Here is a 12,497-nt window from a genome sequence, read left to right on the forward strand (position 1 = left end):
GTCCGCGCATGGGTGAGAGTGGTGCGGTGGGCGCCCACAGGTGCCCCCTGGGCAGCGCAAACGTCGCTCGTTCACCGCGCACAGCAGCTCGCCGAAGTCACCGAAGCCCACCCGAAAAGAGACCTGACCCATGTCCTGGCTGTCCAGATTCAGCCTCGCGCAGCGGGCCCTGATAGGCCTCATCTCCCTGATCGCGCTCGTCTTCGGGGCGATCGCCATCCCCCAGATCAAGCAGCAGCTGCTGCCGACCATCTCCCTGCCCATGGTGTCCGTCATCGCCCCGTACCAGGGAGCGGCGCCCGACGTCGTCGAGAAGCAGGTCGTCGAGCCGATCGAGAACAACCTCGAAGGCGTCGACGGCGTCACCGGCGTCACCTCCACCGCGAGTGAGGGCAACGCCGTGATCATGGCGTCCTTCGACTACGGCAACGACACCAAGCAACTGGTGGCCGACGTCCAGCTGGCCGTCAACCGTGCCCAGCTCCCGGACGACGTCGACCCGCAGGTCGTCTCCGGCTCCACGGACGACATGCCGACCGTGGTCCTCGCCGTCACCTCCGACAAGGACCAGCAGGCCCTCGCGGACCAGCTCGACAGGACGGTCGTCCCGGCCCTGAAGGACGTCGACGGCGTCGGCCGCGTCCAGGTCACCGGTGTCCGGGACCTCCAGGTCGACGTCACCCCCGACGACACCGAGCTGACGAGGGCCGGTCTCACCTCCGCCGCCCTCGCCCAGTCGCTCCAGGCGGCCGGGGCGACCGTCCCGGCGGGCTCCTTCGACGAGGACGGCGCCAACCGCACCGTCCAGGTCGGCGGCGGTCTCACCTCGCTGGAGCAGATCAGGGACCTGATGGTCACCGGGCAGGGCGTGAAGAAGCCCGTGCGCCTCGGCGACGTGGCCACGGTGAAGGAGCAGGAGGCCCCGGCCGACTCCCTCACCCGCACCGACGGCCGTCCCAGCCTCGCCGTCAACGTCACCATGGACCACGACGGCAGCGCGGTCTCCATCTCGAACGCGGTCAAGGACAAGCTGCCGAAGCTGCGTCAGGACCTCGGCTCCGGCGCCACCCTCACCGTCGTCAGCGACCAGGGCCCGGCGGTCTCCAAGTCCATCAAGGGCCTGACCACCGAGGGCGCCCTCGGCCTGCTCTTCGCGGTCCTCGTCATCCTGGTCTTCCTGGCCTCGGTCCGCTCGACCCTGGTGACGGCGGTGTCCATCCCGCTGTCCGTGGTCCTCACGCTGATCGTGCTGTGGACCCGCGGCCTCTCCCTCAACATGCTCACCCTCGGCGCGCTCACCATCGCCATCGGCCGGGTCGTCGACGACTCGATCGTGGTCCTGGAGAACATCAAGCGCCACCTCGGCTACGGCGAGGAGCGCGAGGCGGCCATCCTCGGCGCGGTCCGCGAGGTGGCCGGCGCCGTCACCTCCTCCACCCTCACCACGGTCGCCGTCTTCCTCCCGATCGGCCTGGTCGGCGGCATGGTGGGCCAGCTGTTCGGCCCCTTCAGCCTCACGGTCACCGCGGCCCTGCTGGCCTCCCTCCTGGTCTCCCTGACGGTCGTCCCCGTCCTGTCCTACTGGTTCCTGCGCGCCCCGAAGAGCACCCCCGAGGACGCCGAGGAGGCCCGCCGCAAGGCCGAGGAGAAGGAGGCGAACAGCCGCCTCCAGCGCCTCTACGTCCCCGTCCTGCGCTTCGCGACCCGGCGCCGCCTCACCAGCGTGCTGATCGCGATCGTGGTCCTGGTCGTCACGTTCGGCATGTCCGGGCTGCTGAAGACCAACTTCTTCGACCAGGGCGACCAGGAGGTCCTCACCGTCAAGCAGGAGCTGAAGCCCGGCACCAGTCTGGCCGCGACCGACGCACAGGCGAAGAAGGTCGAGAAGCTGCTCGCCTCCGTCGACGGCGTCAAGGACTACCAGGTCACGGTCGGCTCGTCCGGTTTTATGGCGGCCTTCGGCGGCGGCACCGACACCAACCAGGCGTCGTACTCCGTGATGCTGGACGACGCGAAGTCGTACGACCGGGTGCAGAGCGCCATCGAGGACGGCCTGCACAAGCTGTCCGGCATCGGTACGACCACGGTGTCGGCCGGTGACGGCTTCGGCAGCCAGGACCTGAGCGTCGTCGTGAAGGCGGCCGACGGTGACGTGCTGCGCAAGGCCTCCGAGCAGGTCCGGGCCGCGGTCGCGGGGCTGGACGACGTCACCGACGTCACCAGCGACCTGGCGCAGAGCGTGCCGCGCATCTCGGTGAAGGCCAACTCCAGGGCCGCGGCCGCCGGTTTCGACGACCAGACGCTGGGCGCCGCCGTCACCCAGGCGGTCAAGGGCACCACGGCCGCGAAGGCCACCCTCGACGACACCGAGCGGGACGTCGTCGTGAAGTCCGCGAAGCCGGCCGAGACCCTCGCCCAGCTGCGCGCGCTCAGGCTGGGCCCGGTGAAGCTCGGCGACATCGCCACGGTGAAGCTGGTGGACGCGCCGGTGTCGATGACCCGGATCGACGGTCAGCGCGCCGCGACCATCAGCGCGAAGCCGACCGGTGACAACACGGGCGCGGTCAGCACCCAGCTCCAGTCCAGGATCAAGGCGCTGAAGCTCCCGGCGGGTGCGACGGCCTCGATCGGCGGGGTCACCTCGGACCAGGACAGCGCGTTCAGGAACCTGGGCCTGGCGATGCTGGCGGCGATCGCGATCGTCTTCATGCTGCTGGTCGCGACCTTCCGTTCGCTGGTCCAGCCGCTGATCCTGCTGGTCTCCATCCCGTTCGCGGCGACCGGCGCGCTCGGCCTGCTGGTCGTCACCGGCACCCCGATGGGCGTCCCCGCGATGATCGGCATGCTGATGCTGATCGGCATCGTGGTGACGAACGCGATCGTCCTGATCGACCTCGTCAACCAGTACCGTAGCCAGGGGTACGGCGTCGTCGAGGCCGTGGTCGAGGGCGGCCGGCACCGGCTGCGCCCGATCCTCATGACGGCCCTGGCGACGATCTTCGCCCTCCTCCCGATGGCGCTCGGCGTCACCGGCGAGGGCGGCTTCATCGCCCAGCCGCTGGCGGTGGTGGTGATCGGCGGTCTGATCACCTCCACCCTGCTCACGCTGCTGCTCGTGCCGACGCTGTACGCGATGGTCGAACTCCGTAAGGAGCGCCGGGCCGGGAAGCGGGCGGCGAAGAAGGGCCTGCCGCCCGCGGATCCCACCCCGGCGACCGAGGAACCGGAGCCCGCGGCCGTGTGACGGCCCCGGCCGCCGGTTCCCGACCCACCCCCGGGAACCGGCGGCCGGCCCTGGACGCCTGGCCGCCGGCCCGGGGCCTCGGCCGCCGACTCCGCGCACCGGTGGTCCGCCCGTCGGCACCGGTCCCGGCCGCCGCCGACCGGGCAACCGGTGGTCCGCCACCGGCGTTCCGTATGCTGGCGCCGCGAACCGCCGGTCGTGGAAGGGGAGTCGACGTATGCCGCTGCACAAGGACGATCCACGGTCCCTGGGCGGCTACAAGCTGGTCGACCGGCTGGGGGCGGGCGGCATGGGCATCGTCTACCGGGGCCGGTCGCGTTCCGGGCGCGAGGTCGCCGTCAAGGTGGTGCACGCCCAGTACGCCGAGGACCCCGTCTTCCGGGCCCGGTTCCGGCAGGAGATCGAGGCCGCCCGCCGGGTCAGCGGTGCCTTCACCGCCCCCGTCCTGGACGCCGATCCGGACGCCCGGGCGCCCTGGATGGCCACCCAGTACGTACCCGGCCAGTCCCTCGCCGCCCGCATACGCGCCCATGGCGCCCTCCGTGCCGCCGAGTTGCGCCCGCTGGCCCTCGGCCTGGTGGAGGCGCTGCGGGACATCCACCGGGCCGGTATGGTGCACCGCGACCTGAAACCGGCCAACGTCCTGATAGCCGGGGACGGCCCGCGGGTCATCGACTTCGGCATCTCCCGCGCGGCCGAGAACCACAACACCCTCACCGAGACCGGGCAGATGGTCGGCACCCCGCCGTTCATGTCCCCGGAGCAGTTCACCGACGCCCGTACGGTCGGCCCCGCCTCCGACGTCTTCTCGCTCGGCGCGCTGCTGGTCTACTGCGTCACCGGACGCGGCCCCTTCGACGCCGACAGTCCTTACCTGACCGGCTACCGGCTGGTCCACAACGAACCCGTGCTGGACGGCGTGACCGGCCCGCTGCGGGCGGTCCTGGAGCGCTGCCTGGCCAAGGACCCCGCCGACCGGCCCGAACTGGACGACCTCTCCCGGGAGTTCGCGGCGGCCCTGCCGGAGCCGGACCCCGGCGATCCGGAGACGATGACCCTGCGGCTGCCGTCGGCCCGGCCCCTCGACGCCGACACCGCGCCGGCCGACGCGACGCCCGGTCAGGGGGCCGACCCCGACCGGGCGACCCGCACCGGCTCCGGCCGCCGCCGGATCCGGAGCCGCCGTACCCTCTGGGCGGCGGTCGGCACGGTGGGCGCGCTGACGCTGGGGCTGCTGTGGTACGTCCGGTTCGGACCGGGTTTCGCGGACGGCCCCCGGACGGCGAGCTCCTCCTCGGCCTCCCGCTGGGCCGCGGCGCCCACCGGCTGGCGGCCCTGGCGGACGACCGTGTACAAGGCGGCGGACCGGGGCGAGGCCAACGCGCTGGGCACGGCGGCGGACGGCCAGTCGGACTGCCTGAGCCAGGGCGACGGCGTCTACTGCGGCGGCCACGGCGTCCTGCCGGTCCGGCTGGACGCCAGGACCGGCAGGACGGTCTGGCGCGCCGCCCTCGCATCGCCCGGAACCGAACCCAGCCGGTACGACTCCTGGGTCCTCGGGGTGTACGACGGCACCGTGCTGGTCCGGGAGACCCTCACCGAGGAGGGGGCCGAGACCAACCCGACCTTCATCGTCGCCCTCGACGCGGCGAACAGCACGCAGCGGTGGATCCGCAAGGTCAACGACACGAACGTCGACCTGATCATGGCCGGCGACGTCGTGCTGACCGCCGAGAGCGACGGCCGGACGGTGACGGCCCGCGCCGCGCGCACCGGGGAGGCCCGCTGGGCCATGACCCTGCCGGCCGGCGACTACTGCACGTTCCTGTCGGCCGGCACCAGCCTGTTCGCGCAGTGCTTCCCCACCGAGGCGGACGCCAAGTACTCCGCGCTGCTGCAGGTGGACCCCGCCGACGGAACGATCGTCGCGCGCCGGGAGGTCCCCTTCGAGAGCGGCTTCCTCGGCGTCGTCGACGGCCATCCGGCCCTGGTCCTGGCCGACGCGGAGAGCGGCTCGACGTCCCTGCAGGACTCCAGGTTCACCAGGATCCTCCTGACGGATCCGACGACCGGCGGCCGGTCGACGACGAAGCTCGCGAAGACGTACGAGGGCTCGGTGACGCTGGCCTCGGACACCCTGTGGATCACGGGCGCGAACGGCGAGGTGGCGGCGGTGTCCCCGCTGACGGGCAAGGAACTCTGGAGCACCCGCACCAGCGTGGAGAACTCCGGCTCCCCGACCTACGACTCCCGCACCCACACCCTCTACCTGGCCAGTCCCAGTGGCCGGGTGGCGGCCCTGGACACCCGCAAGGGCACCCTCCTGTGGGAGACCTCCCCGCGCGTCGACACTGCCTCGACGGGCGACGCGTCCGATCCCAAGGCGCTCCTCTACGGAGGCGTGGTGACCGTCATGACCCCGAACGGCACCCTCTTCAGCCTCGACCCCGCGCACCCCGAGCGGAAGTCCGGCTCGGGGTGACACACGGGCCGTACGGCTACGGCAGCGCCAGCATCCGCTCCAGGGCCAGCTTGGCGAACGCCTCGGTCTCCTTGTCGACCTCGATCCGGTTGACCAGGTTGCCCTCGGCCAGCGACTCCAGGGTCCAGACCAGGTGGGGGAGGTCGATGCGGTTCATGGTGGAGCAGAAGCAGACCGTCTTGTCGAGGAAGACGATCTCCTTGCCCTCCGGGGCGAAACGGTTCGCGAGGCGGCGGACCAGGTTCAGCTCGGTGCCGATCGCCCACTTGGAGCCGGCCGGGGCGGCCTCGAGGGCCTTGATGATGTACTCGGTCGAGCCGACGTAGTCGGCGGCGGCCACGACCTCGTGCCTGCACTCCGGGTGGACGAGGACGTTGACGCCCGGGATGCGCTCGCGGACGTCGTCGACCGAGTCCAGTGAGAAACGGCCGTGCACCGAGCAGTGGCCGCGCCACAGGATCATCTTCGCGTCGCGCAACTGGTCGGCCGTGAGGCCGCCGTTGGGCTTGTGCGGGTTGTAGACCACGCAGTCGTCCAGGGACATGCCCATGTCCCGGACGGCGGTGTTGCGCCCCAGGTGCTGGTCGGGCAGGAACAGCACCTTTGTTGCCGAGGGCTCCCCCTGCTCGAAGGCCCACTCCAGCGCCCGCCGCGCGTTCGACGAGGTGCAGATGGTGCCGCCGTGCTTGCCCGTGAACGCCTTGATGTCCGCGGACGAGTTCATGTACGAGACGGGGACCACCTGCTCGGCAATCCCGGCCTCGGTCAGCACGTCCCAGCACTCGGCGACCTGTTCGGCCGTCGCCATGTCGGCCATGGAGCAGCCGGCCGCGAGGTCGGGGAGGACCACCTTCTGGTCGTCCGAGGTCAGGATGTCGGCGGACTCGGCCATGAAGTGCACACCGCAGAACACGATGTACTCGGCCTCCGGGCGGGCGGCCGCGTCCCGGGCCAGCTTGAAGGAGTCGCCCGTGACATCGGCGAACTGGATGACCTCGTCGCGCTGGTAGTGGTGGCCGAGCACGAAGACCTTGTCGCCGAGCTTCTCCTTGGCCGCACGGGCACGCGCGACCAGGTCCGGGTCGGACGGGGAGGGCAGGTCGCCGGGACACTCGACGCCCCGCTCGCTCTTCGGGTCGGCCTCACGGCCGAGCAGCAGCAGGGCGAGCGGAGTCGGCTGTACGTCGAGCTCCGTGGTCTGGGCGGTGGTCACGGCACGCACCCTTTCTACTTTTCGTCGTTCTGACGTTATCTATCATAACTGCTTCACGTCACTTTGACGATGGCCATAGCGTCGATGTGACATCAATCCCGGCGCCGAACGGGAGGGTTGCCGCCAGGTGGACGCGGGGTGGTCGCCGTGTGCGCAGGTCGCGGTGGGTGGCCCTCGCGACTGCTGTGCGTCACTTCGGGCATGTGCGAGCATGAAGACGTAGGAAAAACGCGAGAACGCGCATGCCGGCCCGGAATGAATCAGCGGACCCGCCGGTTGCACTCGTCGGCAAGCAGTCTCCGTACAACCCGGGAGAGATGTAGATGTCCGTATCGGACGAGACCAGTACCGCCACCGACGGCATCATCCTGAGCGACGCCGCCGCGGCCAAGGTCAAGGCCCTGCTCGACCAGGAAGGCCGTGACGACCTCGCCCTGCGCGTCGCCGTCCAGCCCGGTGGCTGCTCCGGCCTGCGCTACCAGCTCTTCTTCGACGAGCGTTCCCTCGACGGCGACGTCGTCAAGGACTTCGGCGGTGTCAAGGTCGTCACCGACCGCATGAGCGCTCCGTACCTGGGCGGCGCGTCGATCGACTTCGTCGACACCATCGAGAAGCAGGGCTTCACGATCGACAACCCGAACGCGACCGGCTCCTGCGCCTGCGGCGACTCCTTCAGCTGAGCCGAAGGGCACACAGCAGGAAGGCGGTGGCCCCTCGTGGTGAGGGGCCGCCGCCTTCGTCGTTCCGTGCTGTCCGGGTGCTCATCCCACCTGCGGGTTCAGCGTCGTCGCCTTCTCCTTCGGGACGGCCCTGCCGTCCGTGCCGACCACCTTCCGGCCGTCCAGCGGCGCGTCGAGGTGGACCGTCTGGTGGTACTGCTTGGCGATCATGACGCAGATCTTGTCCGGCCAGGGCGTCGCGGTCACCTTCACCACCACCTGCTCCGAGCCCTCGTCCGCCGTCGCCTTGTAGTCGGCGCACACCCCGCCGGTGAAGGCGACGGTCAGCTCGCGGCCGTCGGCCGTGTAGCCGTCCACCTTCACGTCCTTCGTGGTCCCCGCCGAGGCGCTCGCACTCGCCGTGGGCGTCGGCGTCGGCGTCGAGGAGGAGACCAGGTACGCCGGGTCCACCGCCGGATAGGTCACGGTGTACGAGTCCGCCGCCCCCCGCACCTGGAACAGCCAGGACGGCACCAGCGCCTGCCGTCCGGCGACGGACTGCGCGGCGAGCCCGAACACCGCCCTCTCGATCACGGCCGAGGACGCGGACGGCGTCGACGCGGCGCACGGCTGCTCCAGCCGGTCCTTCAGCGGCACGGAACTGGCGCAGCCGCCGATGCCCATCCGGTGGCCGGAGCGCGGCGCCGCGTTCATCAGCTTCAGCGTCTTCGCGGCGCTCAGCACCGGATACGTGTCGCCCTTGGCCGGCGCCGCGAGCATCCCGTTGCCGCCGACCACCTCGCCCTGCTTGCTCACGGTCAGCCCGGTCGTCCAGCCGTGCGTCGGCAGCCCGCCGACCACCGGATCGGCGTTCACCACCCGCTGGGCTCCCATCACCTGGCTCGTGTCGAGCTTCGCGTCGTCCTGGCCGAGCGCCTTCAGCACCGGCGCCGCGGCCTTCTCGGCGTCGCCGACGCTCACCGGGTCACCGGCCGGCGCCGCCGGGTCCTGCGCGCACACCAGGCCGCTCTTGCAGTTGTCGGTGCCCGGGGCGTAGCGGCTGTACGTCCAGATGCCCGGGGCGGCCCGGTTCACCTGGAGACTCCCGCCCGAGCCGTCGTTGTCGGTGCCCACCTTCCAGACCTGGCCCTCGGCCACCGGGGTCCCCTCGACCCCGAGCGACTTCGCCAGCGCGGCGACCCGGTCCTTGGAGACCTCGCCGGAGGGCTGGTACACGGGGGCCGAGCCGGGGCCGGTGGGGAGCGTTCCGCTCGCCTTGTACGTCACGCCGTAGGGATTGGGCTCGCCCGGGGCTATGCCGTTGCCGCCGGAGGAGTAGCCGTCGAGGGCGAGGGGCGGGGGAGTGGAACCGCCGGACGTGCCCGTGGTCGTACCGCCGGAACCGCCGCCGGAGCCGGTGCTCGCGGCGAGGTAGGCACCACCACCGCCGACCAGGAGGACGGCGGCGGCCACGGAGGCGACGACGAGGGCGGGGGAGCGGCGGCGGGGGGCGGGGTGGCCGGCCTCGGGTCCGGCTTCGGCCGCCGAGGTCTCGGGGGCGTCGGAGGCGTCGGCGGTACGGGCACGGGAAGGGGTGGCAGCGTCCGGCTCGGCGGGGGACTCCGCGGGCTCCGCCGCGGCCTCGGCGGCAGCGGCCACGCCCGGCTCGGGGCCTTCCGGTTCCGGAGCCTCTTCGGGCTCGGCGGCCGCTCCCTGGGCGGGGGCCTCCTCCGGCTCCGGAACCTCTGGCACGGCGCCCTCGGCAGACTCCGCGGTGGCCTGCGCGTCGGTATCGGCGTCGGCGGCCACCTCGGCCTCGGCAGCCTTCGGCGACTCCGCGGCCTGCCGGGCCTCGGGGGGCTCCCCGGTGCTGCCCGCGGCCGCGTCGTCTGCGTTCTCGGGTCGCTCGCTCTTCACCGCATCGCTCCTTGCCGTGTCGTATCCCGCCTCCCCTTCACGGGGGACGGCGATGGGACGCGGGAGGGGAGCGCGCGGTTCCCTGGAAACGCGCCGGGCGGGACTCAGTCGCCGTAGTCGGACATCGCGTCCAGGAGCCTGGCGGACTTCTTCGGCACGGTCACCCCGTGGATGAGTGACGGCGGCACCGGGCGGGCATCACTGTGATCAGGAACAGCCCAGTGCGGAGCCATCCGGGCGCAGTCCCCGCGCAGCGACGCGAGGTCGCCGTCGAGGTCGGCCGGAGCGGGGGCGTGGACCTTGAGGTTCGTCATGACGGAACCGTAAGCACGCCCAGGGTCGCGAAGAAAGATCTACTATCGGGTAGTTTTGGCACCTTCAGCGTGCCCACGCCGACCCGGTAGCGTTAACTGTCAATTACGCCCGCCCGTCGCCCGCCCCTGCCCTTCCAGCGAGCGCTGTCGCGCGCCCCTTCTTACTCCTCAGGAGAGTCCCAGCCGTGCGCATCGCAGTCACCGGCTCCATCGCCACCGACCACCTCATGACCTTCCCCGGCCGCTTCGCCGACCAGCTGGTCGCGGACCAGCTGCACACGGTCTCGCTGTCCTTCCTGGTCGACAACCTGGACGTACGGCGGGGCGGGGTCGGCGCGAACATCGCGTTCGGCATGGGACAGCTCGGCACCCGGCCGATCCTGGTCGGCGCGGCGGGCTTCGACTTCGACGAGTACCGGGCCTGGCTCGACCGGCACGGCGTCGACACGGAGTCCGTCCGCATCTCCGAGACCCTGCACACCGCCCGTTTCGTGTGCACGACCGACGCCGACCACAACCAGATCGGCTCCTTCTACACGGGCGCGATGAGCGAGGCCCGCCTCATCGAGCTCAAGACGGTGGCCGACCGGGTCGGCGGACTCGACCTGGTCCTGATCGGCGCGGACGACCCCGAGGGCATGCTCCGCCACACGGAGGAGTGCCGGACCCGGGCGATCCCCTTCGCCGCCGACTTCTCCCAGCAGATCGCCCGGATGAACGGCGACGAGATCCGGATACTGCTGGAGGGCGCGACGTACCTCTTCTCCAACGAGTACGAGAAGGGGCTCATCGAGACGAAGACCGGCTGGAGCGACGAGGAGATCCTCGCGAAGGTCGGCCACCGGGTCACGACGCTCGGCGCACGGGGGGTGCGCATCGAGCGGTTCGGCGAGGAGACCATCGAGGTCGGCTGTCCCGACGAGGAGCGCAAGGCCGACCCGACGGGCGTCGGCGACGCGTTCCGCGCGGGATTCCTCTCGGGCCTCGCGTGGGGGGTCTCCCTGGAGCGGGCGGCTCAGGTCGGCTGCATGCTCGCGACTCTCGTCATCGAGACCGTGGGGACGCAGGAGTACCAGCTGCGGCGGGGGCACTTCATGGAGCGGTTCACCAAGGCGTACGGGGACGAGGCCGCGGAAGAGGTTCGCGGGTACCTGGTCTGACGTCGCCGGGTGCGGGTGCGTGGGGGCTGGTCGCGCAGTTCCCCGCGCTCCCGAAAGGGGCGCTCAGCTCACCCGGCGTACCAGGTAGGCCGTCCCCTTCTCCGCCGCCTCCTCGCCCTCGTACTCCTGTCCCCGCATCTCGCACCAGGCCGGGATGTCCAGCCGTGCCGCCTCGTCGTCGGACAGGACCCGCACCCTGCCGCCCACCGGCACGGTGCCGATGACCTTCGCCAGCTCGATCACGGGGATCGGGCACCGCTTGCCGAGCGAGTCGACGACGACCTCCGCCGCGCCGACCGTGGCCGTCGGCGTCGGGGCGCCCAGCTTCTCCCGCACCCCCGCCACCGCCCCCGGCAGCACCTCCAGGAACCGCTCCACATCCCCCTCGGCCGCTCCCGCCGGCAGCGACACCCGCACGTTCCCCTCGCTCAGCACACCCATCGCCTTGAGCACATGGCTCGGCGTCAGGGTGCTGCTCGTGCAGGACGACCCTGAAGACACCGAGAAACCCTCCCGGTCCAGCTCGTGCAGCAATGTCTCTCCATCGACATAGAGACAGGAGAAGGTGACGATCCCCGGCAGCCGCCGCTCCGCGTCGCCCACCACCTCGACGTCCGGCACCAACTCCGGTACCCGCGCCCGGATCCGTGCCGTCAGCTCCCGCAGCCGTACGGCCTCCCGCTCGGCCTCCGCCCGTACGGCCCGCAGCGAGGCGGCCGCCGCGACGATCGCCGGCAGGTTCTCGAAGCCGGGTGCCCGCCCCGACTCCCGTTCGTCCGAGGCCCCTTGGACGGCGAACCGCACCCCCTTGCGTACGACCAGCAGCCCGACCCCGCTCGGCCCGCCCCATTTGTGCGCGCTCGCCGTCAGCAGCGACCAGTCGCCCGCCACCCGCTCCCACCCCAGCGACTGCGCCGCGTCCACCAGCAACGGCACCCCGGCCGCCCGGCACACCTCGGCGACGGCGGCCACCGGCTGCGCGGTGCCCACTTCGTGGTTGGCCGACTGGAGGCAGGCGAGCGCGGTGTCGGGGCGGAGCGCAGCCTCGTAGGCGCCGGCCTCCACCTCGCCGGTCCGCATCACCGGCACCTGCGTCACCTGTCCACCTTCCGCCTCGAACACCTCGGCCGAATGGAGTACCGAGGAGTGTTCGACGGCTGACACGATCAGGTGACGCCCGGTCCGGCGCCGCCCGGCCAACGCCCCCGCGATGCCGGTGTGGACGGCCCGTGTCCCGGACGGGGGGAACGTCAGCTCGTCCGGCCGGCAGCCGACGGCCTCGGCGGCCGCCTCCCGAGCGGCATCCAGCAGCATCCGCGCCTTCCGCCCCTCCCGGTAGAGACGAGAAGGGTCGGCCCACCCGTCGTCCAGAGAGGCCAACAACGCCTGACGGGCGACGGGGTGAAGAGGGGCAGCGGACGCAGCGTCAAAGTAGGACACAGGGCAACGGTAGAACGTCCCCCAGGACAGTGGACGCAAGGGGCGCGGGGCTGTACCTGTGTGCGGCT

General features: G+C 71.6%; 8 protein-coding genes. 4 read left to right on the forward strand and 4 right to left on the reverse strand.

Annotation, left to right across the window (positions count from 1 at the left end; all coding sequences use genetic code 11):
- Positions 1-130: 130 nt before the first annotated feature.
- Together ACFY0P_RS17150 and ACFY0P_RS17155 are read left to right on the forward strand one after the other, a co-directional pair.
- Entirely contained in the window at positions 131-3,244 is a 3,114-nt protein-coding gene (locus ACFY0P_RS17150) for an efflux RND transporter permease subunit (RefSeq protein WP_388912991.1), read from the forward strand.
- A gap of 217 nt (positions 3,245-3,461) precedes the next feature.
- Entirely contained in the window at positions 3,462-5,726 is a 2,265-nt protein-coding gene (locus tag ACFY0P_RS17155; protein ID WP_388912994.1) for a PQQ-binding-like beta-propeller repeat protein, read from the forward strand.
- Between the two features lie 16 nt (positions 5,727-5,742).
- Here ACFY0P_RS17155 and nadA read toward each other — a convergent pair whose 3' ends face one another.
- On the reverse strand, positions 5,743-6,939 hold the full coding sequence (gene nadA / locus ACFY0P_RS17160; protein ID WP_388912997.1) for a quinolinate synthase NadA: 1,197 nt from the start codon (positions 6,937-6,939) through the stop codon (positions 5,743-5,745).
- A 323-nt stretch (positions 6,940-7,262) separates the two neighbouring features.
- Between nadA and ACFY0P_RS17165 the strand changes: the two genes are divergently transcribed.
- The gene (locus ACFY0P_RS17165) at positions 7,263-7,619 is read left to right on the forward strand and encodes an iron-sulfur cluster assembly accessory protein (protein WP_030951236.1); all 357 of its coding nucleotides are present in this window, start codon (positions 7,263-7,265) and stop codon (positions 7,617-7,619) included.
- Between the two features lie 81 nt (positions 7,620-7,700).
- Here the strand turns inward: ACFY0P_RS17165 and ACFY0P_RS17170 are convergent, their stop codons facing one another.
- Both ACFY0P_RS17170 and ACFY0P_RS17175 read right to left on the reverse strand, forming a co-directional pair.
- On the reverse strand, positions 7,701-9,515 hold the full coding sequence (locus ACFY0P_RS17170) for a hypothetical protein (protein WP_388913000.1): 1,815 nt from the start codon (positions 9,513-9,515) through the stop codon (positions 7,701-7,703).
- Positions 9,516-9,619: 104 nt separating this feature from the next.
- Entirely contained in the window at positions 9,620-9,829 is a 210-nt protein-coding gene (locus tag ACFY0P_RS17175) for a hypothetical protein (RefSeq protein WP_093503947.1), read from the reverse strand.
- 185 nt (positions 9,830-10,014) lie between these two features.
- On the opposite strand from ACFY0P_RS17175, the gene ACFY0P_RS17180 reads away from it, so the two are divergent.
- The gene (locus ACFY0P_RS17180; protein WP_388913003.1) at positions 10,015-10,989 is read left to right on the forward strand and encodes a carbohydrate kinase family protein; all 975 of its coding nucleotides are present in this window, start codon (positions 10,015-10,017) and stop codon (positions 10,987-10,989) included.
- Between the two features lie 63 nt (positions 10,990-11,052).
- Here the strand turns inward: ACFY0P_RS17180 and ACFY0P_RS17185 are convergent, their stop codons facing one another.
- Positions 11,053-12,429, reverse strand: coding sequence for a cysteine desulfurase/sulfurtransferase TusA family protein (locus ACFY0P_RS17185; RefSeq protein WP_388913006.1), 1,377 nt, complete (start codon positions 12,427-12,429; stop codon positions 11,053-11,055).
- Positions 12,430-12,497: the final 68 nt, after the last annotated feature.

The organism is Streptomyces sp. NPDC001714, from assembly GCF_042892755.1.
Lineage (GTDB): Bacteria > Actinomycetota > Actinomycetes > Streptomycetales > Streptomycetaceae > Streptomyces.

Excerpts from the sequence above, each read along its gene's own strand:
- ACFY0P_RS17150 (WP_388912991.1), top strand. The coding sequence starts at position 131 with ATGTCCTGGCTGTCCAGATTCAGCCTCGCGCAGCGGGCCCTGATAGGC.
- ACFY0P_RS17155 (WP_388912994.1), top strand. The coding sequence starts at position 3,462 with ATGCCGCTGCACAAGGACGATCCACGGTCCCTGGGCGGCTACAAGCTG.
- ACFY0P_RS17165 (WP_030951236.1), top strand. The coding sequence starts at position 7,263 with ATGTCCGTATCGGACGAGACCAGTACCGCCACCGACGGCATCATCCTG.
- ACFY0P_RS17175 (WP_093503947.1), bottom strand. The coding sequence starts at position 9,829 with ATGACGAACCTCAAGGTCCACGCCCCCGCTCCGGCCGACCTCGACGGC.